This is a genomic window from Arthrobacter paludis, from assembly GCF_056782315.1.
This window is the reverse complement of sequence record NZ_JBXAEW010000004.1, coordinates 89,479-112,139: the sequence shown is the minus strand read 5'-3', so window position 1 is coordinate 112,139 and position 22,661 is coordinate 89,479. Positions and strand designations below refer to the sequence as shown.

The following is a 22,661-nucleotide window of genomic DNA, read 5'->3' as shown; positions in this document are numbered from 1 at the left end:
GTCCCGCCGGCAGCGCAGCCGGCCGAACCCAAGGAGCACCCATGGTTGTCTTCAACGACGGCGTCGCCGAGACCCAGACGCCCGACAGCACGGTCGTCGAGACCGACGTCCTGATCGTCGGCTCCGGCCCCGCCGGATCGTCCGCGGCCCTCTTCCTGTCCTCGCTGGGCGTCCCGAACATCATGATCACCAAGTACCGCTGGACGGCGAACACGCCGCGAGCGCACATCACCAACCAGCGGACCATGGAGATCTTCCGCGACCTCGGCATCGAGGAGCAGGTCCTCGCGGAGGCCACCCCGCACGAGATGATCGGCGACACCGTCTTCTGCACCTCCATCGCAGGCGACGAGATCGGGCGGATCCTCACCTGGGGCAACCACCCCGCCCGCCACGCGGACTACGAGCTCGCGTCGCCGTCGCTGAACTGCGACATCCCGCAGACCTACCTCGAGCCGATCCTGGTCAAGAACGCGACGATGCGCGGGACCCAGGCCCAGTTCTCCACGGAGTACCTCTCCCACACCCAGGACGACGCCGGCGTCTCCGTCCGGGTCCTCAACCGGCTCACCGGCCACGAGTACACGATCCGCGCCAAGTACCTCATCGGGGCCGATGGCGCGCGCTCCAAGGTCGCCGCCGACGTCGCCCTGCCCCTGGAGGGGCAGATGGACATCGCCGGCTCCATGAACATCACGTTCAAGGCGGACCTGGCCAAGCTCGTCGGGCACCGCCCTTCGGTCCTCTACTGGGTGGTCCAGCCCGGCTCCAACATCGGCGGCATCGGCGCCGGCCTGGTCCGCATGGTCCGCCCGTGGAACGAGTGGCTGATCGTGTGGGGCTTCGATATCACCCAGGGCACGCCCGAGGTCAGCGAGGAGGACGCCCTCCAGGTGGTCCGGAACCTCATCGGCGTCCCGAGCCTGGATGCGGAGATCACCGGCATCTCCCTGTGGGGCAACAACGAGCAGTACGCGACGACGCTGCAGTCCGGGCGCGTCTTCTGCGCGGGCGACGCCGTCCACAAGCACCCGCCGAGCAACGGCCTGGGCTCCAACACGTCCATCCAGGACTCCTACAACCTGGCCTGGAAGCTCGCCGCCGTGCTCAACGGGCAGGCCGACGCGTCGCTCCTCGACACGTACACCGCCGAGCGGGCCCCGGTGGCGAAGCAGATCGTCACGCGGGCCAACCAGTCCGGCCGCGAATTCGTGAAGCTCTTCGAGGCGCTCGGGCTCACCGAGGCCGAGACGGAGGCCGAGATGCACGCCGCCATCGAGTCCCGGAAGGACAACACGCCGGAGGGCGCGGCCAAGCGCGCCGCGATCCGCGAGGCGATGGAGATCAAGAACTACGAGTTCAACGCGCACGGCGTCGAGATGGGCCAGCACTACGCGTCCGCCGCCGTCGTCCCGGACGGGACGCAGCGCCCGGCCCCCGCCCGCGACCCGGAGCTGTACTACGAGCCCGGCACGCACCCGGGCGTCCGTCTGCCCCACGCGTGGGTCGGCGACTGGACGCAGAAGCACTCGACGCACGACCTCGCCCCATACGGGCAGTTCACGCTCTTCACCGGCATCACCGGCGAGGACTGGGACACCGCCGCCCAGAAGGTCTCCGACCAACTCGGCATCACCGTCCGGACGGTCGTGATCGGCCCGGGCCGCAAGGTCACCGACCTCTACTTCGACTGGGAGCGCCTGCGCGGGGTGGCCGAGGACGGCGCCGTCCTGGTGCGGCCGGACAAGCACGTCGGCTGGCGCTCGGAAACCCTGCCCACGGACCCGGAGGGCGCCCTGCGCGACGCGGTCTCCTCCATCCTCGGACGCTAAGGAGCAACAGATGAGCCTGGAATTCACGCACACCACCCTGGGACAGCGGGTCCTGTTCGGGGCCGGGAAGGCCGCCGAACACGTGGCCGCCGAGGTCGACCGCCTCGGGGCCGAACGCGTCATGGTGATCGCCGCCGCCCCGGAGGCCGAGCTGGCCCGCCGGGTCGCCGGCCGCATCGACGTGGCCCTGGAGTACGGCGACGTGGTCATGCACGTCCCTGTCGAGAAGGCCGAGAAGGCCCGGACCGCTGCAGCCGGGCACGGCATCGACGCGATCGTCTGCGTCGGGGGCGGGTCCACGACCGGGCTCGCCAAGGCCGTGGCCCTCACCACCGGGATCCCCATCGTCGCCGTGCCCACCACCTACGCCGGCTCGGAGGCCACGAACGTGTGGGGCCTGACCGAGGCCGCCCGCAAGACCACCGGGGTCGACGACAGGGTCCTGCCGGCCTCCGTGGTCTACGACTCGGAACTCACGCTGTCCCTGCCGGTGGAGATGTCCGTGGCCTCCGGCCTGAACGGGATGGCCCACTGCGTCGATTCCCTCTGGGGCCCGCGCGCCGACCCGATCAACGCCGCCCTCGCCGCCGAGGGGATCCGGGCCCTCGCCCAGGGGCTGCCCGCGATCGCCCAGGACCCGACCGGCACCGCCGGCCGGGACCAGGCCCTCTACGGCGCCTACCTGGCCGCGGTGTCCTTCGCCTCCGCGGGCTCCGGGATGCACCACAAGATCTGCCACGTGCTCGGCGGGACCTTCAACCTCCCCCACGCGCAGACCCACGCGACCGTCCTGCCCTACGTGCTCGCGTTCAACGCCCCGCAGGCCCCCGAGGCCGAGGCCCGGATGGCGGCAGCCTTCGGCACGCCCACCGCGCTCGAGGGCCTCCAGTCGCTTCGGGAACGCCTGGACGCCCCGAAGGCCCTGGCCGACTACGGATTCACCGCCGACGGGATCGCCGAGGCGGTCGAGGTCGCCCTGCCGGCGATCCCCGCCAACAACCCCCGGCAGGTCACCGGGGAGAACCTGACCGCGCTGCTGGAGGCGGCCCTCACCGGGGCCGACCCCGCCACCCTCGCCGCCGACCCCGCGCCCGCCCGCGCCTAACCACCAGGAGCATCCATGAACCAGCACAGCACCACCGGCTCCGCGTCCGGCACCGCCGGCGCCGGGTCGGCGACCGGCCAGCAGCAGCGCGTCGAGCAGGAGCTGACCGACACCGTCGTCGCCTCCTTCGACCGCTGCGGCGACCCGCGCCTGAAGGAGGTCATGCAGTCCCTCACCCGGCACCTGCACGCCTTCATCCGCGATGTGCGCCTCACCGAGGACGAGTGGAACGCCGCCATCGCCTTCCTGACCGCCGCCGGGCACATCACCGACGACAAGCGCCAGGAGTTCGTCCTGCTCTCCGACGTCCTGGGCGCCTCGATGCAGACCATCGCCGTGAACAACGAGGCCTACGGGGACGCGACGGAGGCCACCGTCTTCGGGCCGTTCTTCGTCGAGGACGCCCCCGAGATCCCGATCGGCGGGGACATCGCCGGCGGTGCCAACGGCCAGCCCTGCTGGGTCGAGGGCACCGTGACCGACACGGACGGCAACCCGGTCCCCCACGCGCGCATCGAGGTCTGGGAGGCCGACGACGACGGCTTCTACGACGTCCAGTACACCGACGGGCGCATCGCCGGCCGCGCGCACCTGTTCTCCGACGCCGAGGGCAAGTACGCGTTCTGGGGCCTCACCCCCACCCCCTACCCGATCCCGCACGACGGGCCGGTGGGGCAGATGCTCGAGGCCGTCGGCCGCTCCCCCGTGCGCGCCTCGCACCTGCACTTCATGGTCACCGCCGAGAACCTGCGCACGCTCGTCACGCACATCTTCGTCGACGGCGACCCGCAGATCGCGATCGGCGACAGCGTCTTCGGGGTCAAGGAGTCCCTGATCAAGCGCTTCGAGCACCAGCCGGCCGGAACCCCCACACCCGACGGCCGCACGCTCGCCACGGACTGGGCACGCACGCGCTTCGACATCGTGCTCGCGCCCGCCGACGCCTAACGCGGCCGACACTGAGACGGCGGCGGTCCCGACGCGGGGCCGCCGCCGTCGCGCTGCAGGGCACCCAGTCCCCCGGGTCAAGTTCCAAGGACGCCCCGCCGATAGGCGGCCGGCGGTTCGCCGAAGGCCACCCGGAAAGCGGTGGAGAAGTGCCTCGGGTTCGACAGCCCCCATCGGGAGGCGACGGAAGCGACCGGCACACCGGCGAGGTCCGGACGCCCGAGGTCCTCTCGGCACCGCTCCAGGCGGCGGTGCCGAATCCACGCCCCGACGCTCGTGCCCTCGGCCGCGAACACCTTGTGGACCAGACGGACCGAGACGAAGTGCGCGGCGGCTAGGTCGGCGGCGCCAAGCCCTGGCTCACCGAGGTGCTCCTCAAGGTGGGCGGTGAAGCGGGCGTAGGCGGACCGCTCCCGCTCCGCCTCCCCTCTGGCCGCCCCCACGCGGTCGAGCAGCAGGCCTCCCACGAGGCCGGCCAACCCCGTCAACGAGCGGGCCCTGCTGGGTCGGGAGAGCCGGGCCGCCGAACCGGCGAGTCCGTCGAGGGCCGCGCCGACCACGGCTGCCAGACCGTCATCCGGGCTGATCCGCCGGGCCACGAGACCGTGCAGGGCGTCGGGTGCCGCACCGGCCTCGTGGCGCGGCATAGTGAAGAACCTACTGGTGAAGCCGTGGGGCGCCGCGACCTCGGCGGGCAGCGTCGAGTCATAGACGACCAGGTCCCCCGGCCCGACGACCGCGGCGCGCTCCAACTGCGAGACCACGGCGCTCCCGTCGACAATCTGGCAGACGACGTAGTCCCCGCCCTCGGCCGGCCCGGCTCCGGGATCACGCCGCCCGGTGTGGCCCGTGGCCTCCACGACGGCCAGCCGCAGCCCGCCCTCGCGGTGGGCCCGGACGCGACCGTGGAACCCGCTCCGCGACGGGGCCTCGAAGTCCAGCGGGACCAGGGTGCGGGCGATCGCGCCGCGCCAACGGACGGCGTCGTCGGCCAGCGCCTCGTAGGTGCCGCCGTCCTCCGGCTGCGGCATCATTGCCCCCTCTTCGGCGCGGCCCGGGGCGCGCGTCGCACTGTGCACAGGAACGGAATGGTGGTGCACCCCAGAATAACAAGTGTGACTCCAGCCACACCTAGGGTCGATTCATCAACCCCGCACGAGCCGAGGAGTCGACGATGACTGCCACTTCCACACAGGCCCCGCACGCCCTGCACACCAGCGAGGAGGTCCCCGCGCTGCTGGAGCGCCTCGAGGCCATCACTCCGCTGCTCATGGAGGCCGGCGACGACAACGAGCGGCTCGGCACGCTGCGCGACGACGTCGTCCGGGCGCTCCACGATTCCGGCGTCTTCCGGCTCGGGATCCCCCGCGAGCTCGGCGGATACGAGGCCAGCCCGCGCCAGGTGATCGAGACGATCGCCAAGCTCTCCTACGCCGACGCGTCGACCGGCTGGGCCGTCATGGCGTTGCAGATGATCACGGGGACGACGGCCGCATACCAGGACCGCACGGCCACGGACGCCTTGTTCGGGGACGGCGGCTACCACCTGGTGGCCGGCCAGGGAACCCGCATGGGCACGGCACGGAAGGCCGAGGGCGGCTACCTGCTCTCCGGCTCGTGGCAATTCGCATCGGGCCTGCCGCTGGCCAGCCACATCCACACCGCGGCACTCGTCGAGGAGACGGGGCAGCCCCTGATCTTCACGTTCCCCAAGCAGCAGGCGACCATCGTCGACAACTGGGACGTCATGGGGCTGAAGGCCACGGGCAGCATCGACTACCACTGCACGGACCTCTTCGTCCCGGACGAGTACACCTACGACGTCACGACGAAGAGCCCGGTCTACGGCGGCGCCGTCTACCGCATGGGACTGGCCAACATGTCCGGCATCAACCATGCCGGCTGGGCGCTCGGCGTCGCCAGGAGGATGCTCGACGAGCTCAAGGCGCTCGCCGCGAAGAAGTCGGGGTCGCCGTTCGCGAGCGTGGACACGGACCAGTTCGCGGCCGAATACGCCCGGGCGGAGGCCACCCTGCGCTCCGCCAAGGCCTTCGTGATGGACGTCTGGGCGGACAACGAGGCGACCCTCGCCGCCGGGATGGAACTGGATGACGAGCAGGAGACCCTGACCCGGCTGGCCCTCAACAACGCCACCTGGTCCGCGCACGAGGTCTGCATGGCCGTCTACACCTGGTCCGCCACGGCGGCCCTGCGCCACGGGACCTTGCAGCGGTTCTTCCGCGACATGCACGCCGGGACCCAGCACATGACCTCCGGCCCGGTGGTGTTGCAGGGCTGCGGCCGCAAGCTCTCCGGCCTTGCCCCCGACGCCCGGTGGGTCTTCTTCTCCCTGACCGAGGCACCCCAGTGACCGCCCCGTCGCGGGAACCGCACGACGAGGCGCGGGACCACCGCGCCCCCGCACTCCTGCCTGGCGGCGGGATCACCGCCGACCAGTTCAAGGCGGCGTTCAGGAACCACCCGGCCGGCGTCGCCATCGTCACCGTCGACGGTCCCGCGGGCCCCTTGGGACTGACCGTGAGCTCCGTGATCTCCGTGTCGGCAGAGCCGCCCCTGCTCGTCTTCTCCCTGTCGGCCGGGTCAAGGGCCACGCCGGTCGTTGCGGAAGCCGAGACCGCCGTCGTCCACCTCCTCGGCGCGGGACAGGCAGACCTGGCCAAGAAGTTCGCCACTCCTGACGTGGACCGGTTCGAGGGCACCCACTGGACGCGCCTGACCACCGGGGAACCCGTCCTGCCGGAGGCCCCGGTCTGGCTCCGGGGGCGCATCGCCAACACCATGGAGGCCGGCGGTTCCGTCGTCGTCGCCCTCCAACTCCTCCAGGCCCGTCTTCCCGATGCCGATGCCGCCGACGCGCCGCTCGTCTACCACAACCGCGCCTGGCACCGTCTGGGCCCCCACTCACGGATTTCCTGAAAGGACCACCATGGCCATCGACACCGCCACCCAGGCGTTTCTCGCCGACCTCGCCGCCGGTACACCGGCAGGCACTCCCCCGCTCTGGGAAATGACCCCCGCGGAGGCACGCGCCGCCGGCGGCGGCCTGCGGGACCTCTACGGTCCCGGGCCCCGCATGCGCCGCGTCGAGGACCACGCGTTGACGGGCCACGACGGCGGTCCGGTTCGCGTGCGGGTCTTCGTTCCCGAGACCGATCCCGCCGCCGTCCTGGTCTACTTCCATGGCGGCGGCTGGGTGCTGGAAGACCTCGACGGCTACGACACGCTGGCCCGGCGGCTCGCAGAGCAGGCCGGCGCCGCCGTCGTGCTCGTGGAATACCGCAAAGCACCCGAGCACCCGTTCCCGACCCCCGTGGAGGACGCCTGGACAGGACTGGCCTGGGCGGCGGAGCAGGCCACGGCGATCGCGGGCCGCGCCGTGCCGCTGTGGGTTGCCGGCGATTCCGCCGGCGGCAACCTCGCCGCCGTCATGACCCACCGCGCCCGGGACCGGAACGGCCCCAGCCTGGCGGGGCAGGTCCTGGTCTACCCCGCAACGGACAGCGACCCGGGGCGCGCGTCCTATCTGGAGCCGGAGAACCAGCTCTTCCTCACCTCCGAATTCATGGCCTGGTTCTGGAACCACTACGCGCCGGACGGGGCGGCCCGGGCGCACCCCGAGGCGTCCCCGCTGCGGGCGGCCTCCTTGGCGGACCTGCCGCCGGCGCTCGTCATCACCGCGGAGCACGACGTCCTGCGCGATGAGGGCGAAGAGTACGCGCGGCTCCTCGCGGAGGCGGGTGTCGACGTCGTCCACCGCCGGTGGCCAGGGCAGATGCACGCGTTCTTCTCGCTCGTCAACGTCCTGCCGGCAAGCGGCGAGGCCTTGGACGCGGTGGCGGAATTCATCCGCGGCCGGACCGCCGGGGACGTACCGCCAACCACCGGGTAGCGCGGCAGGCCCTGAGACGGCGGCGGTCCCCTGCGGGGCCGCCGCCGTCGTCATCCCCGCCCCTACGCGAACCCGAACACCGGCGGGAAGGCGGCGACGACGACGGCCGCCCACGCCCCGTAGACCGGCAGGTACCGGGTCTGCCAGCGCTCGACCGCGGCGAACGGGCGGCGGCGGCGCAGGAACCCGAACAGCAGCCACGCCGCCCACGCCAGGTGCACCAGCAGCAGGATGTTCAGCCCGAGGGCGGCGACCTTGTTGGGGCTGAACCCGAACTCGGCGATCCGGGTGAGCATCGCGGTCAGCATCACCGCGTTCACCGCCAGCGCCGCGAGGAGCAGCACGAGCTGCAGGGCGTCGAACGGCCCCGCCGGCGCGAGCGAGTCCCGGGCCGAGATCGAGTAGAGGACCAGGCACAGGACCAGCAGCAGGATCGCGTCCATGAGGATCAGCAGCTCGCGGTCGACCGCCACGAGCCCGCCGGACGTGGCCAGCACGGCCAGCGTGGCCAGCAGCATGAGCACGGTCAACGGCGTGAACACGCGCGTCAGGACGGGCGCGATGTTCTCGACGACGTTCTGCTTGGCCTCCACGAGCCACGCGGCGACCACGAGGGCGCCGGGCATGGCCAGGGGCAGGATCCACGCCTCGAGGACGGGCTCGAAGTCGACGCCTGCCACGGCGAACACCCCGAACGTCAGGCCGACGAGCGCCATCCCGCCCAGTCCGAGCAGCACGTAGTAGATGAACAGCTCGCCCGTGAACCGGACGAAGTCCATGCGGCGCACGTCCGAGCGCCACCTGCCCCCGACGTACGCGAGGCCGGCCAGCAGCCACAGCACCACGGGGACGTGGAGGGCGGCGAGCACGTCCGTCGAGCCGAACGGCGCGAATGGGTAGGCGTTGAGGACGACGGCGAGGGCCGCGAACGGGACCAGCAGCAGGCCCACGGTCCGGGCGGAAAGCCGGCGCTTCCAGGCGAGGTAGGCGGCCAGGAACGGGAACACGAGTAGGCCGAGGTTGCGCATCAGCGCCGGCCCGCCGCCGATCCATTCGGTCCCGAGCTTCGCCGCGAGGCCCGCGCCGGCGGCCAGGCCGAGGACGACGGCGAGTTCGCGCCACCGGGGTCCGGTGGCGTCGCGCGCGTCGGGGACGACGGCGAGCTGCTTCCACAGCCGGTCCGAGTGCTCGCGGGCGAACTCCCGGGACATCTCGTCGAGGTTGCCCATCCGCTTCATGGCGACGAGGAAGGCCTCGTCGTCGTCCAGGCCCGTCGCGGTCAGGTCGGCGACCTGCTCGCGCAGGTGGTCCTCCAGCTCCTCGACGTCTGCGGCGGAGATCGCCTGGCGCCGCTGGACGTAGCGCCGCCACCGGTCGATCTGGGTCTCGAGTTCGGGCTTCAGCTCCATCAGGCCCACCCCTCCGCGACGCGCGGTGCGCCGGGCGCCGTCCGCCAGACCTGCTTGAGTGCGTCCGCCACGACGCTCCACTGCTCCTGGCGTTCGGCCAGCGCCTGGCGGCCCGCGGGCGTGATCGCGTAGTGCTTGCGCCGGCGGCCGGCGTCCGAGACCCCCCACGAGGAGGAGAGGTGGCCCAGGCGCTCCAGCCGGTGCAGGAGCGGGTAGAGCATCCCGTCGGTCCACTGCATGCGCCCGCCGGAGAGTTCGTTGACGCGTTTGAGGATGGCGTAGCCGTAGAGCTCGCCGTCCGCGAGGATGCCCAGCACGAGCGGGGTCGCCGATGCGGCGACCAGTTCCTTGTCGATGTGCACGGGGCCCCCTGATACCTAGAAGTGCTTGGTATCGATAGCCTAGCACCTCTAGGTACCTCGGGCCCCTAGGTACTGGAGGGTCGGCATCGAATCGCTGGGCGCCGGGAAGGCATATGGGCGCCGGCCGGATGGGCGGATACTGGGCATGGACTCGACGCACCAGGAACTAGGAAAGGACCAGCCATGCGCATTGGCCTGCAAGTCATCCCCGACTGCCCCAACACGGGCGGCGCCCGCGAGCTGCTGCGCGAGGCATGCGCGGCCGTCGGCCTGGATGCGGCGCCCGAGGAGACCGTGGTCGCGGGGCCCGAGGACGCCGAGCGGCTGGGCTTCGCGGGGTCGCCGTCGTTCACGGCCGACGGGCGGGACCTGTTCCCGTCGAGCGGACCGGCGGGCTACACCTGCCGCGTCTACCCGGGCGCGAACGGCCCGGCCGGGCTGCCCACGAAGGGCGAGTTGGTGGACGCCCTCACGCGGGCCCTCGCCGGTTAAAGACCGCGGCCCCGCACCACGGTCCCGGCCAGCGGCGACTCCATTGTCGGCGCATGGCTGGGGCCGCGGGCGCGGGGCCCAAACGGCGGGTGGAAGGGCCTGCCTCTGGACCAGACTGGCGATGCCGCCAGCGCTAGCTGTGGTCCTCGGTCGAAACCCTGTGGGGCTGCCGCCCCTGGTAGTCCCCCCGGACTTTCCTCGACAAGCATACCGACGCTTGTGATGGTCGTCACTCTCCATGACCAAATTGTGACCTAGGGCACTTGAACCTTGGTTCAGAAGGCGATCAGCGCCTGGACGGCGGCGTGGTCCGAGGGCCACCGTCCCCCCAGCGTCCAGGGGTTGACCGCCGCGGCCTGCACGTCCAGCCCGCGCGGGCGGGCCAGGATCCAGTCGATCCTGACGCCGCCGTCGACCGGGGGCGCGTACTCCGTGTCGGTTCCCCACGCCGGGGTGAGGCGCCGCGACGCCGCTTCCCACGTGTCGACGAACGCCCCGGAGTCCACCAGCTTCGAGTACACGGCGCTGGAGCCCGCGGCCTCGTTGAAGTCGCCCAGCAGGACCATCGGCAGTCCCGCGAAGCGCCGCGACAGGGCGAGCAGGGCCACCGCCCCGCGGTTCCGGGCCGTGCGCGAGAGGTGGTCGAGGTGGGTGTTGGCCACCGCGAACTCCCGGTCGCTGGCCCGGTCGAAGAGGCGTGCCCACGTGACGATCCGCGGGTCCCGGTTGCCCCACGTCCGCGACCCTGCCACCGACGGCGTGTCCGAGAGCCAGAACTGCCCCCAGTCGCAGACCCGCAGGCGGCGCTGGTCCACGAACAGGGCGTTGTACTCGCCGCGGCGGCCGCCGTCGCGCCCGAAACCGAGCATCCGGTACCGGCCTGGCAGCCCCATCCGGATGGCGGCGTGCTGGTGGCGCATCGCCTCCTGGACGGCGAGGACGGTCGGGCGCTCCTCCCGCAACAGGCGGGTCAGGACGGGGGCGCGGCGGGGCCAGTAGTCGGCGTCGGCGGGCCCGGGCCAGCCGAAGTCGCCACGGATGTTGAAGGACATCATGTGGAGGGCGGCGCCCAGGGCCGGCCCTATCAGCGGAAGGGCCACGGGCGCGGACGCCTCCGGGGCCCGGGTGGCAATCGTGCTGGGGGTGTTTCCCATGGCAAGGACCTCCGTCCTTGCAGGTATAACACCACGCGGGCCGGATTTATGCACGGTAAGGCGGGGCGATCCCCGACCGAGGGCGACGCCGAGGCGCCGCGACCACTGCCCGCGCCGACCGGCCCCGGCGCGTGCGAAGCGCCCGCCGCGCGCCAAACACCCCGCCGCGCTTGAGACACCCCGCCGCGTGCGAAACACCCCGGCATACCGGGGTGTTTCGCACGCACCGGGTCGTCTCGTGCGCAAGGGGTCGCCTCGTGCGCAGCGGGTCGTCTGGCACGCAGGGGGTCGCCTCGCGGCGGGCCGGCTAGCCGCGGGCGGCTTCGGCCCGACGGCGGCGCCGGATCAGGTAGCCCGCCAGCACGACGCAGGCCAGATACGAGGCCCCCACGGCGATCCATCCGGCCTGGAAGCCGCCGGTCGCGCCGATGAGCCCGCCCATCATGAGCGGTCCGAGCGTGAATCCGCTGAACAGGCCGGCCGAGACGACGCCGCTCGCCGACCCCATCGACGTCGCGGGGATGCTCCGCAGCAGCGCGGCCATGAGCACGACGGAGACCCCCAGGGCCGACGCTCCGTGCAGCGCGACCGCCAGCCACAGCAGCGGTGCCCACGCGGTGGCCCCGGCGGCCAGGAACACGCCGGCCCCGACGAGGGCCATGAGCGCGAGCGTCAGCAGCAGCGCGGGGGCGGACGCGCCGCGGGACATCACGCGCCCCCAGCCCACGCGGGCGGCGACCCCGATCGCGCCGGCGGCCGCGGCGGCCGCCCCGCCGAGCACCAGACTGAAGTCCAGCTCCCGCACGGCGAACAGCGGCACGTAGACGTTGGTGGCCTGCACGCCGAGGCCGTTGAGGAAGCCGAAGGCGGCCAGGGCCCAGACGACGAACGGCTGCTCGGAGCGCGGCAGCCGCCGCGTCCGGGACGCCTGCGCCGCGGTCGACGTCGGGGCCGGGCCGGCGCCCGGCTGCGCGGACGACGGGTCCGCACCCGGGGGCGCGGTCGACGGGTCCGCGCCCGAGGTCGCGGACGACGGCGGGGTCGGGTCCGCGCCCGAGGTCGCGGACGACGGCGGGGTCGCCGGGGCGGGGCCGGCCTCCTGGGTCGCACCGGCCGTGGGCCTCCGGGCGTGGGCGCCGCCGTCGTCGGGCAATGACGGCACGGCGGCGAGCGCGCGCAGGGCCAGGAACAGCAGCACCAGGGCGAGGAGCGCGCCGAGGAGGGAGGCGCCCCGCCACCCGATCCACACGGCGAGCGCCGGGAAGGCGATGCTGGCGACGAGCTGGCTGGCCTGGACGCCGGACTGCTTGATCCCGGTCCAGCCGATCCGTTGGTGGGCCGGGACCCGCTGGAGCAGGATCCGGTTGGTGACGCCGTTGGGGAAGGACTGCGCGACGCCGGCCAGGCCCGCGGCGACGAGCAGCAGCACGTAGCCGCCCGGGATCGCGGCGAGGCCCAGGCCCAGCGCCGCCAGCAGGAAGATCGCGACCATGAGGGACCGGTCGGAGTGCCGGTCGGCGACGCGGCCCAGTGCCGCGTTGCCGACCGCCGCACACGCGAACGTGGCCGTGGCAAGCAGGCCGAACTCCGCGGCCCCGATGCCGAGGTCCGCGATGACCAGGTCGCTCGTCGCGCTCAGCCCGTAGGTCAGCAGCGGCCCGATCCCCACCGCGCCGACCAGCGCCGCCAGCAGTCCGGGCCCGGCCGGTCGCCCCGCCGTCGTCCGCATCCGCACCTCCGTCTCGCCGGGCCGCCCCGCGCGGCCCATCCCCCATCATCCACCGTCGGCGGGGTCCGGGGCGTCCGGCCCGGGCCCCTACAGGGAGACGAGCGCCTGGACGGGCACGTGGTCCGACGGGTAGCGGCCGTCCTTCGTCCAGGTGTTGATCGCGGCGGCGTGCACGGCGACGTTGCCCGGGGTGGCCAGCAGCCAGTCGATCCGCCGGCCGCCCTCGACCGGATCCTTGTAGTTGGGGAACGTGCCCCAGGCCGGGGTGAAGCGCTCGGCGGCGGAGTCCCACGTGTCGGCGAAGGCCCCGGACCCGACGAGCGCCTCGTACGGCGCGGAGTCCCCGGCGGCGGCGTTGAAGTCGCCGGTCGCGATGACGGGCAGTCCCCCGAAGCCGGCGGCCAGGTCCACGAGCACGCGGGCGCTCTTGACCCGGGCCTCCTCGGACTCGTGGTCGAAGTGCGTGTTGACGGCGACGAACTCCGTGGCGGCCGCGCGGTCCCGCAGGCGGGCCCACGTGACGATGCGGGTGACGCTGTTGCCCCAGGTCGCGGAGCCGATGGTGTCCGGGGTGTCGGAGAGCCAGAACTGGTCCCACTCGAGCAGCTCGAGGCGCTCGGTGTCGAAGAAGAGCGAGGAGTACTCCCCGCCGCTGCCGCCGTCGCGCCCGTAGCCGACCATCCGGTACGCCGGGGGCAGGGCCGCCTCGACCGCGGACAGTTGCGTGAACTCCGCCTCCTGGACGCCCAGGACCGTGGGGCGCTCGCGGCGGACGAGCTCCTCGACCAGCGGGGCGCGCTCCGGCCAGTAGTCGGCCTGGCCGGGCTGGGTGCCCGCGCGGTCGTAGCGGATGTTGAAGCTCATGACGTGCAGGCGGCCGGGCCGGGCGGGGCCGATGAGCGGGGCGGCCTCGGAGCGTCGGGTGGATGCGGCGGCCGGGCCGGCGGACAGGCCCGCCGCGGCGACCGCGGCGGCGCCGCCCAGGCCCGCGAGGGCGGTCCGGCGGGTGAACGTGCGGCTGGCGGCGGGCGGGGTGGGCTGGTGCGGGGCGGGCATGGGCTTTCCTTCCGTCGAGGCGCTGGCGCCCACATCGTCGCCCGCCCGGGTGACGCGGCGCCTGCGCCCCGGTGAACCGGGCGCCACGCGGCGGCAACGACCTGCCCGGCCGCGGCGTGGACCGGCCCTTTGCGTGCGCGCGCCGATGCGGGAAGCTGGTCCCCTGGGGATCCGGTGTGGGAAGGACGCGCGATGAAGGCACACGCCCGGGACGGGACACTCGTGCTCGGACCCATGCTGCGGCATGTCGACGAGGAGTCCGCGTCCATCTGGGTGGAGACCCGCGACGCGGGCACCGCCGTCGTCCGCTCCGGCGAGCGCTCCTGGACCGCTCACACGTTCGCCGCCCACGGGCACCACTACGCGCTCGTGGAGGTGGACGGGCTGGAGCCGGGCCGCGAGTACCCGTACACGCTGGAGGTCGACGGCGCGCAGGCGTGGCCCCTGGACGACCGGCTGCCCGCGCCGCGGATCGCCACCCTGGACCCGGACCGGCCGCTGCGGATGGCGTTCGGCTCCTGCCGCACGTCGGTCCCCCACGACTCGGACGGCAACCGCCGCCACGGCGTGGACGCGATGCGCGCCTTCGCGCTGCGGCTCGCCGCCGAGGACGGACGGTGGCCGGACCTGGCGCTGCTGCTGGGCGACCAGGTGTACGCGGACTCGACCAGCGCGGAGATGCGCGACTTCATCGCGACCCGGCGCAGCCTCAAGGACCCGCCCGGCGCGGAGCTGAAGGACTACGAGGAGTACGCGCACCTGTACAAGCTCGCGTGGTCGGACCCGGTGAACCGCTGGCTGTTCTCCACCCTGCCGACCGCGATGATCTTCGACGACCACGACATCCGCGACGACTGGAACTCCTCCCTCGACTGGCGCCGGGAGATGGACCGCACGTCGTGGTGGGACGGGCGCATCACGGCCGGGCTCGGGTCCTACTGGGTGTACCAGCACCTGGGGAACCTGACTCCCGCCGAGCGGGAGCGGGACGCCCTGTGGCAGTTGGCGAAGCGGGGCGACGGCGACGCCGAGCCGGACCTCTCCGACGCGCTGGACGCCTTCGCCCGGCGGGTGGACGCCGAGCCGACCACGTACCGGTTCAGCTTCAAGCGCGACTTCGGGGACGTGCGGCTGGTCGTCGTCGACTCGCGGGCCGCCCGCGTCCTGGACCCGCGGCAGCGCGCGCTGCTGGACCCGTCGGAGCTGGACTGGGTGGACGCCGTGCTGGCGGGGGGCGTGCGCCACCTGCTGATCGGGACGTCCCTGCCGTTCATGCTGCCGACGGGCCTGCACCACGTGGAGGCGTGGGACGAGGCCATCAGCCAGGGCGCGTGGGGCCGCGGCTGGGCATGGCTGGGCGAGCGGCTGCGCCGCGCCGTGGACCTGGAGCACTGGGCGGCGTTCCAGTCGAGCTTCCGGGAGGTGTCCCGGATGGCCACGGAGGTCGCGGACGGACTGCGCGGGCCGGCCCCGGACACGGTCACGTTCCTGTCCGGCGACGTGCACTTCTCCTACGTGGCCGAGGTCGAGCGGGACTCCGGCAGCCGGATCTTCCAGGCCGTCTGCTCGCCGGTCCGCAACCCGCTGCCGCGGTTCATGCGTTTCTTCTCGGCGGCCATGGCGTACGGGCCGGCCGCCGTCGTCGGCCACCTCATGGCCCTGTCCGCGCACGTGCCCGACCCGCCGTTCGCGTGGCGGGGCATCCGGGGCCCGTGGTTCGACAACAACCTGGCCACGCTCGAGGACACGCCGGCCGGGCTGCGCCTGTGGTGGGACACCGGGATCGTCGAGGACGGGGACCACGACAACCCGCGCCTGGAGCGGGTCGCCGAGTTCACCCTGCAGTCGCGCGAGCGCCGGGCCGCGCCCGTGGAGTAGGCGCGGCCCGGCGGTCGGGGACGTCGGCGCGCTAGGCGACCGGCGCCCGGTCCGGCGCCGGGGCCGCGGCCGGCAACGCCTCGCCCGGGCCGTCCAGGTCCTGGATCTCCTGCCCGGAGCGGTCCTTGGACGCGAGCAGCGCCACGAGGCTCACGGCCGAGAAGGCGATCCACAGCACCGCCACCAGGTGCAGCGACCCGCCGCCCGCCACGACGAGGGCGGTCGCGATCATCGGGGTGAACCCGGCACCCAGCGTCGAGGCCAGCTGGTAGCCGATCGAGGTGCCCGAGTAGCGCACGGACGTCGGGAACAGCTCGCCCGCGTACGCCCCGTACGGCCCGGCGGTGAAGCCCTGGACAGTGGACAGGCCGAGGAAGATCGCCAGCAGGAACGCCGCCGTCGACCCCAGCTCGAGCAGCGACATGACCGGGAAGGCGAGGAGCATGGCGCCGATGTTCCCGGCCACCAGCACCCGCCGGCGCCCGAGCCGGTCCGAGAGCTTGGAGGCGACGATGATCATGACGATCGTGGCGACCCCGCCCACGGCCTTGAGGTTGAGCACCTCGGTCGGGGCGAGCACGGCCTGCTGCACGGCGTAGGCGACCGCCCAGGCGCCCATCAGCCCCTGCGCCATCTGCCCGGACAGCCCCGTGGCGACGGCGGTCAGCAGCGACTTCGGGTGCTCGCGGAACAGCTCGACGGCGGGGACGTGGCGCTTGGACTTCTCGCTGCGCTCGGACAGCTCGCGGAAGACCCGGGACTCCGAGACGCGCATCCGGATGAAGATCGCGACCGCCATCAGGACGGCGGAGAGCACGAACGGGACGCGCCAGCCCCAGGACAGGAACTGCTCCTGCGGCGTCGAGGCCATGCCGGCCAGGATCAGGGTGCCGGTGATCGTGCCCGCCGGCGCCCCCATGTAGGCGAAGGCGGAGGCGAACCCGCGCGATTCGCGCTTCGCGTTCTCGAAGGCCAGCAGCATGGCTCCGCCCCACTCCCCGCCGACGGCGATGCCCTGGCACAGCCGCAGGGTCACGAGCAGGATCGGGGCCCAGAGGCCGATCTGGGCGCTGGTGGGCAGGAGGCCGATGAGGGTGGAGGCGATGCCCATGATCAGCACGGTGCCGATGAGGATCGCCTTGCGGCCCATCCGGTCGCCGAGGTGGCCGAAGAGGAAGCCGCCGAGGGGCCGGGCGACGTATCCGATGGCGAGCGTCCCGAACGAGACGAACAGCGCCGTGGCCGGGTCCAGCCCGGCGAAGAACACCTGGTTGAAGACGATCCCGGCGGACGTGGCGTAGAGGATGAAGTCGTAGTACTCCACGGCCGTGCCGAGGAAGCTCGAGAACAGGATGCGGCGCATCTCGCGCGGCGGGGCGTGGTAGGTGCCGTGGGCGGGCACGGGGTTCGTGGGCATGGCGCGTCCTTCTGGTCGCGGCCGGGCGGGTGCGCCGGCCGGGGGCGGGTCAGGCGAGGGCGACGGCGGCGGGTTCCGCCAGGGCGCGGCCGAAGGGGATGGTGTCGAGGTCGTTCGGCACGAGGAGGGGGCCGCCGAACGTGGTCCGGGCCTCGGCCCAGGCCTCCGGCGGTGAGTAGCTGGGGACGAGGTGGTGCAGGGCCAGCCGGGCAGCGCCGGCCTGCGCGGCGATCCGCCCCGCATCGGCGGCCGTGGTGTGGGCCCGCCGGTGGTGGTCCATGGTCGCCTGGAGCATCGCGGCGTCGCTGTACTGCCGCGCCAGGACCTCGAGGTTGATCGCCTCGTGGAGCAGCAGGTCGGTGCCGCGCGCCAGGCGCACCATGTTGGCGCAGGGCGCGGTGTCGCCGGAGATCGTCACGGAACCGGCCTCCGTCTCGAACCGGAATGCGAACGCCGGCGCCGTCGGGTGGTGGGAGACCAGGATCGCCGAGACCACCACGTGGGCGTCGCGGAAGACCTCGAACGGCTCCATCTCCGGGGCGACGTTCGTGTCGGGGTCGAAGCCGCTGGAGGCGGGGATCTCGATCTCCCGGGGCTCGAACTGCTCGGCGGGGCCGGTGGCGAGCGAATCGAAGATGCGGTCGTTGAAGTCCGTCGCGTAGGCGGCCAGGAGGCCGTCGAACAGGCCGGCCACGCCGGGCGTCGGGCGCGCGGCCGCGACGGGTTCGGGCACCGCGGTTGCGCGCGGCGAGAGCGGCGGCAGCTTGCCCCGGTCGCCGGGGCCGACCAGCGGGATGGCCTCGCGCGGTGAGTTCTTGAGCTCGAAGGCCCCGAACAGCAGCAGCGACGGCAGGTCCACCGTGTGGTCGGAGTGCATGTGCGTGATGAAGACGCCCCCGAGGTCCTTCATGCGCAGGCCCGCCGCGTGGGCCTGGCGGCCGGCTCCCTGGCCGCAGTCCACGAGGTACCAGGTGTCGCCGACGACGACGGCGGTGGCGATGCCGGCGCGCGGGGCGCCCTGGTGGTCGGTCCACCAGCGCGGACCGCCGGCGGTTCCGAGGGCCACGACGTAGGGGGCGGAGAAATCGGACATGGTGTCCTTCCGTGGGAAATGGGTCTGCACCAACCTTCGTGATTGGCATCACATTTCTCAAGCTATAAGATCTTGAGCGACCCATAAGGAGGACTCATGGCCGAGGTCACGTTGCGGCAGCTGGAGTACTTCGCGGCGATTGCGGAGACCGGCTCCGTCACCGAGGCCGCCGCCCGGTGCCACGTCACCCAGGCGGCGGTCAGTCTGGGCCTGGCCCAGCTGGAGCAGTCCGTGGGCGCGCCGCTCGCGATCCGCCGGCGCGGCAAGGGGCTGGCCCTGACGCCCGAGGGCCAGGCCGTCGCCGCCCGCGCGCGCCTCGTGACGGACCAGGTCGCCGCGATCTCCGCCGCCGTCGACGAGGTGCACGGGCAGCTGTCCGGGCGCCTCGTCGTCGGGGTCTTCCGGACGCTGTCCGTCCACGCGATCCCACCGCTGGTCGACTGGTTCGCCGCCCGGCACCCCCGCGTGCAGCTCGACTTCCTCGAGGGCTCCGGCCCCGAGATCCAGGACGCGATGCTGGCCGGGCGCTGCCAGGTCTGCGTCATCTACGAGGCCCAGACCGCCCGGGAGTGCGCCGCGGAGGAGCTGGCGGCGGCCCACCGGCACGTCGCGCTCAGTTCCGAGCACCCGCTGGCCGGGCACAGCTCCCTGCGGCTGCAGGACCTGGCCGGGTACCCCGCGATGCTCCTCGACGAGGAACCTGCCCTTCAGCACACCATCGCCGAGTTCACCGGAGCCGGCGTCGAACCCCGCGTCCTCTGGCACTCCGCGAGCGTGCCCGCCATCCACAACGTCGTGGGACGGAACCTCGCCTACTCCCTCCTGAACCAGCCGGTCGCCTCCAGCCCCGAGGGCCGCCCGCTGGTCTTCGTCCCCCTGGTGGACGCGGTCCAGCGCAATTCGGTCGTGGCCTCCCGGCCCTCCGGGATCCCCGCCAGCGCCCTCGTCGCCGAGGCGATGGCCGCACTGCGCGCCCACTGGTCCGACGAGGCGTCACGTGCTGCCGGGGCGGACGATCCGCGACCTGCACGCGGACGCCCCGGGCACAAGAGCGCCGTCGCACGATGAACCCCCGCGAGTGCTGGGGTGGCCCCCGCTTCGGCGCCGGACCCGCAGCGCCTACGGTGCTGGCATCGTGGGACCACCGCCGGGTGCCGCCCCGACGCCCCGCGGCCCACTCCCGATCGGAGACCTCGATGCCCGCGTTCACCCGCACCCCCGTCCTGTCCGCCGCGGCCGCCGCGGCTGCCCTGCTGCTCGTCCCCGCCGGCACCGCCCTCGCGGACCCCGGCCACGACGACGGCCTCACCCACCCCCAGCGGAACCTGGTCCGCCAACTCGAGCGTTCGCTGAACGACTTCCGGGACGTCGACGAGGCCGTCGCGGCGGGCTACGTCAGCACGATCGACTGCATCGAGGTGCCCGGCCTCGGCGCCATGGGCGTGCACTTCGTCAAGTTCACGGCCATCGACGACGAGATCCAGCGGCTCAAGCCCGAGGTCCTGGTGTACATGCCGGACGAGGCCGGCGACTTCGAGCTCGTCGCGGCCGAGTACATCTCAAACGCACCGTCGGCCCACGTCGCCGGCGTCGAGTTCGAGCCCGGCCCGTTTGAGGGACAGGTGTCCCGCCACGTGTGGGTGTGGGAGGAGAACCCCGCCGGGACGTTCACGGCGTTCAACCCGGCGATCGCCTGCCCGTAGCCGCTTCACATTCGTCCCCGTTCCGGTCCCCGTGGCTAGGGTGGTGCCGATCCGGCGCTGACGCCGGCGGCACGGCCGGAGGAGCAGGGGCGTATGGCCATGGCGGACCCCGCCGCCCCCGCGACCAGGCGGGCCGGCGGCGACGCGGCGTGGATCGCGATCGTGCTGACCGGCGTCGTCGCGGCGATGCACATCTGGAAGCTGCCCAGTGCGCTCCTCCTGATCAGCGACGAGCTCGGGATGGGCCTCGTCCAGGCCGGCTACCTGCTCGGCCTAGTCCAGCTGGCCGGCCTGGTCGGCGGGCTACCCGTGTCGCTGTTCGCCGAGCGCGTCGGGCTGCGCCGCGCCCTCCTCACGGGACTGGTCCTGCTGCTGGCGGGCACGGCCATCGGGGCGCTGGCGCCCACGGCCACCGTCCTCATGGTCGGCCGGGCGGTCGAGGGGGCCGGCTTCCTGACGGCCACCGTCGTCGCACCGCCGCTCATCCGGCGCTCCACCCCCCTGCACCGCGTCACCACGGCCCTCGGGTTCTGGGCGTCCTTCCAGGGGACCGCGACGTTCCTGGCCGTCCTCGGCAGCGCCCTGCTGCTCCAGGTCACGGACTGGCGCCCCTGGTACTGGGTGATGGCCGCCCTGACGCTGCTGCCCCTCCCCCTCGTGCTGCGCCACGTGCCGGCCGACCCGCCCCCGGCCGGGGGCGGCACCCGGGCGGCCCTGGCCCGGGTCGGGGCGAGCGTGCGCACCTGGAAGCCCTGGGTGGCGGGGGCCGTATTCGGCTGCTACACCGTCCAATGGATGGCCGTCATCGGGTTCCTGCCGACCGTCTACGCGGAGAACGGCGTGGGCGGGCTCGCCGCGGGGGCCCTCTCCGCGCTCGCGGGCGGGCTGAACGCGGTCGGCGCCGTCGTCTCCGGCCTGCTGCTCCGCCGCGGGTACGGGGTGCGGCAGCTGATCATCCCGACGTTCGCCGTCATGGCCGTCGCCGCGTTCCTGCTCTTCGCCGTGGACTGGGCCCCGGTGCCCGGCGGGTTCGCCCTGCAGTTCCTGTGCGCGTGCGCGTTCTCGTTCACGGGGGCGCTCGTGCCGTCGTCCCTGACGCGGCTCGCCGTGGACCTGGCCCCGCCGAACGGCTCGGCCTCCGGGGTCATGGGGCTCATGCAGCAGATCTACACGGCCGGCAACTTCTTCGGCCCGGCCCTCGTCGCGTGGCTGGCCACCCGCACGGGCGGGTGGGACTCCACCTGGTGGGTCTGCGCCTTCTTCGGCGCGGCCGGCGCCGGGCTGGCCCTCCTGCTCTCGGAGCGCCGGCTGGGCCTGGTGCTGGCGCACCGCTAGGGGCTAGGCCTTCGCCTCCAGCACGCGCAGCGCGGCCTCGTCGATGGCGCGTGCGAACTCCGGGTCCGCCTTCGCCGCCTTCTCCATGGCCGCCGCCATCTCCCCGACGGGCGCCGTGTCGACGCACAGCAGCATCGTCCCGCCCGCGGCGAAGAACCGGGTGGCCCGCTCGGCGTAGGGGATGTCCTCGACCTGCTTGGCCTGGCAGAGGTCGTCGGAGATGACCATCCCGCCGAAGCCCAGGTCCTCGCGGAGCATGTCCGTGACGATCGTGCGGGAGAACGGCGCCGGCACGCCGGGATCGATCCGGTCGTAGACGGCGCTGGAGACCATGATCCACTCGGCGCCACCCTCGACGGCGGCGCGGAACGGCTCGACGCTCTCGTCGTCGCGCGTGGTCTGCGTGTCCACGACCCCGGAGGCCGTGTCCGTGTTCGCGGTGACGCGGCCCAGGCCGGGGAAGTGCTTCGGCACGGTCGCGACGCCGGCCTCCTCCATGCCGGTGGCGAAGGCGCCGGCGGATTCCACGACCTCGGAGGGCGTGTCCCCGTACTGGCGGCCGAAGAAGCCGATGGGGTCGTTGGCCCGCCCCACGGACTCCGGGACGGTGTCGGCGACCGGGGCAAGGTTGACGTCCACGCCGGCCTCGGCCAGTTCGCCGCCCCACTCGGCCGCGGCGGCGCGCAGCTCCGCGGCGGGCCAGGAGCCCTGCTCGAGCGCCGCGGGGATGTCCGTGAAGCCGGGGCCGGACAGGACCTGCACGGCCCCGCCCTCCTGGTCCGTGGCCACGAACGGCTCCCGGCCGTCCTGGGCCGCCTCGACCGTCGCCTTCAGCTCCTCGACGACGCCGGCCGTGGCCTCGACCCCGGCCGAGCTGCGGCCCTTGAGGAAGACGTTGCCGACGGCGCTGTCCTCCAGCGCCGCGTGCTCCGCGGCGGTGACGCCCTCGGCCGGCACGCCGACCATGAGGACCTGCCCGATCTTCTGCTCCAGCGTCATCTCCTCGAGCACGGCCCCCGGGCCGTGGGGGTCCGGGGAGATCGAGATCGGGTCGGGCGTGGTGGTCGCCGCCGTCGACGACGCGGCGGACGACGGCGGGGCCCCGCCGTCGGTCTGCTCCGCGGGGCCGGTGGGGCCGCAGGCGGAGAGCGGGAGCACGGCGGCGGCCGCGGCGGCGAACAGGGCGAGCCGGCGTCGGGCGCGGGGCATGGATCCTCCAGGTTCGGGTGTGAGACCAG

20 protein-coding genes are annotated in these 22,661 nt (G+C 73.2%); 11 read left to right on the top strand and 9 right to left on the bottom strand.

Annotated elements, in window-relative coordinates; translation table 11 throughout:
* The first annotated feature begins 41 nt into the window (after positions 1–41).
* Genes AC1Q5D_RS04670 through AC1Q5D_RS04660 form a run of 3 tightly spaced genes read left to right on the top strand, consistent with a single transcriptional unit; the run spans position 42 to position 3,885 of the window.
* The gene (locus AC1Q5D_RS04670) at positions 42–1,832 is read left to right on the top strand and encodes an FAD-dependent oxidoreductase (RefSeq protein ID WP_481737404.1); all 1,791 of its coding nucleotides are present in this window, start codon (positions 42–44) and stop codon (positions 1,830–1,832) included.
* A 10-nt stretch (positions 1,833–1,842) separates the two neighbouring features.
* Complete coding sequence (locus AC1Q5D_RS04665; protein ID WP_481737403.1) at positions 1,843–2,937, top strand: maleylacetate reductase; 1,095 nt, start codon at positions 1,843–1,845, stop codon at positions 2,935–2,937.
* 15 nt (positions 2,938–2,952) lie between these two features.
* Positions 2,953–3,885: a dioxygenase family protein gene (locus AC1Q5D_RS04660; RefSeq protein WP_481737402.1), complete on the top strand. Its 933-nt coding sequence runs from the start codon at positions 2,953–2,955 to the stop codon at positions 3,883–3,885.
* Between the two features lie 77 nt (positions 3,886–3,962).
* Here the strand turns inward: AC1Q5D_RS04660 and AC1Q5D_RS04655 are convergent, their stop codons facing one another.
* Entirely contained in the window at positions 3,963–4,919 is a 957-nt protein-coding gene (locus tag AC1Q5D_RS04655) for an AraC-like ligand-binding domain-containing protein (RefSeq protein ID WP_481737401.1), read from the bottom strand.
* Between the two features lie 140 nt (positions 4,920–5,059).
* Between AC1Q5D_RS04655 and AC1Q5D_RS04650 the strand changes: the two genes are divergently transcribed.
* The 3 genes from AC1Q5D_RS04650 to AC1Q5D_RS04640 are packed head-to-tail and all read left to right on the top strand — an operon-like array spanning position 5,060 to position 7,795.
* Positions 5,060–6,256, top strand: coding sequence for an acyl-CoA dehydrogenase family protein (locus AC1Q5D_RS04650; RefSeq protein WP_481737400.1), 1,197 nt, complete (start codon positions 5,060–5,062; stop codon positions 6,254–6,256).
* Positions 6,253–6,822, top strand: coding sequence for a flavin reductase family protein (locus tag AC1Q5D_RS04645; protein WP_481737399.1), 570 nt, complete (start codon positions 6,253–6,255; stop codon positions 6,820–6,822). The genes AC1Q5D_RS04650 and AC1Q5D_RS04645 overlap by 4 nt, the downstream gene beginning before the upstream one ends.
* Positions 6,823–6,832: 10 nt before the next feature.
* On the top strand, positions 6,833–7,795 hold the full coding sequence (locus AC1Q5D_RS04640) for an alpha/beta hydrolase (protein WP_481737398.1): 963 nt from the start codon (positions 6,833–6,835) through the stop codon (positions 7,793–7,795).
* A gap of 62 nt (positions 7,796–7,857) precedes the next feature.
* Here AC1Q5D_RS04640 and AC1Q5D_RS04635 read toward each other — a convergent pair whose 3' ends face one another.
* Positions 7,858–9,204: a permease prefix domain 1-containing protein gene (locus tag AC1Q5D_RS04635; protein ID WP_481737397.1), complete on the bottom strand. Its 1,347-nt coding sequence runs from the start codon at positions 9,202–9,204 to the stop codon at positions 7,858–7,860.
* Positions 9,204–9,566 (bottom strand): PadR family transcriptional regulator, encoded by a 363-nt coding sequence (locus tag AC1Q5D_RS04630; RefSeq protein ID WP_481737396.1) that lies wholly within the window; start codon positions 9,564–9,566, stop codon positions 9,204–9,206. Before AC1Q5D_RS04630 ends, AC1Q5D_RS04635 begins: the two co-directional genes overlap by 1 nt.
* A 183-nt stretch (positions 9,567–9,749) precedes the next feature.
* Between AC1Q5D_RS04630 and AC1Q5D_RS04625 the strand changes: the two genes are divergently transcribed.
* On the top strand, positions 9,750–10,058 hold the full coding sequence (locus AC1Q5D_RS04625) for a thioredoxin family protein (RefSeq protein ID WP_481737395.1): 309 nt from the start codon (positions 9,750–9,752) through the stop codon (positions 10,056–10,058).
* Positions 10,059–10,333: 275 nt separating this feature from the next.
* Here AC1Q5D_RS04625 and AC1Q5D_RS04620 read toward each other — a convergent pair whose 3' ends face one another.
* The 3 genes from AC1Q5D_RS04620 to AC1Q5D_RS04610 all read right to left on the bottom strand — a co-directional run bounded on the left by AC1Q5D_RS04620 (position 10,334) and on the right by AC1Q5D_RS04610 (position 13,997).
* A complete protein-coding gene (locus tag AC1Q5D_RS04620) occupies positions 10,334–11,212 on the bottom strand; it encodes an endonuclease/exonuclease/phosphatase family protein (RefSeq protein ID WP_481737394.1) in 879 nt (292 codons plus the stop codon).
* A 307-nt stretch (positions 11,213–11,519) separates the two neighbouring features.
* Entirely contained in the window at positions 11,520–12,941 is a 1,422-nt protein-coding gene (locus AC1Q5D_RS04615; protein WP_481737393.1) for an MFS transporter, read from the bottom strand.
* A gap of 87 nt (positions 12,942–13,028) precedes the next feature.
* A complete protein-coding gene (locus AC1Q5D_RS04610) occupies positions 13,029–13,997 on the bottom strand; it encodes an endonuclease/exonuclease/phosphatase family protein (protein ID WP_481737392.1) in 969 nt (322 codons plus the stop codon).
* A 192-nt stretch (positions 13,998–14,189) separates the two neighbouring features.
* On the opposite strand from AC1Q5D_RS04610, the gene AC1Q5D_RS04605 reads away from it, so the two are divergent.
* A complete protein-coding gene (locus tag AC1Q5D_RS04605) occupies positions 14,190–15,875 on the top strand; it encodes an alkaline phosphatase D family protein (protein WP_481737391.1) in 1,686 nt (561 codons plus the stop codon).
* 31 nt (positions 15,876–15,906) lie between these two features.
* Here AC1Q5D_RS04605 and AC1Q5D_RS04600 read toward each other — a convergent pair whose 3' ends face one another.
* Both AC1Q5D_RS04600 and AC1Q5D_RS04595 read right to left on the bottom strand, forming a co-directional pair.
* Positions 15,907–17,292 (bottom strand): MFS transporter, encoded by a 1,386-nt coding sequence (locus AC1Q5D_RS04600; RefSeq protein WP_481737390.1) that lies wholly within the window; start codon positions 17,290–17,292, stop codon positions 15,907–15,909.
* Between the two features lie 49 nt (positions 17,293–17,341).
* Positions 17,342–18,385, bottom strand: a complete 1,044-nt coding sequence (locus tag AC1Q5D_RS04595; RefSeq protein WP_481737389.1) for an MBL fold metallo-hydrolase — start codon at positions 18,383–18,385, stop codon at positions 17,342–17,344.
* A gap of 96 nt (positions 18,386–18,481) precedes the next feature.
* Here AC1Q5D_RS04595 and AC1Q5D_RS04590 point away from each other — a divergent pair, with 96 nt between their 5' ends.
* From AC1Q5D_RS04590 to AC1Q5D_RS04580, 3 genes are all read left to right on the top strand, one after another.
* A complete protein-coding gene (locus AC1Q5D_RS04590) occupies positions 18,482–19,453 on the top strand; it encodes a LysR family transcriptional regulator (RefSeq protein WP_481737388.1) in 972 nt (323 codons plus the stop codon).
* Between the two features lie 128 nt (positions 19,454–19,581).
* Complete coding sequence (locus AC1Q5D_RS04585) at positions 19,582–20,088, top strand: hypothetical protein (protein ID WP_481737387.1); 507 nt, start codon at positions 19,582–19,584, stop codon at positions 20,086–20,088.
* 93 nt (positions 20,089–20,181) lie between these two features.
* Entirely contained in the window at positions 20,182–21,423 is a 1,242-nt protein-coding gene (locus AC1Q5D_RS04580; RefSeq protein ID WP_481737386.1) for an MFS transporter, read from the top strand.
* Between the two features lie 3 nt (positions 21,424–21,426).
* On the opposite strand, the gene AC1Q5D_RS04575 is transcribed toward AC1Q5D_RS04580, so the two are convergent.
* A complete protein-coding gene (locus AC1Q5D_RS04575; RefSeq protein ID WP_481737385.1) occupies positions 21,427–22,632 on the bottom strand; it encodes a glycoside hydrolase family 3 N-terminal domain-containing protein in 1,206 nt (401 codons plus the stop codon).
* Between the last annotated feature and the right edge of the window lie 29 nt (positions 22,633–22,661).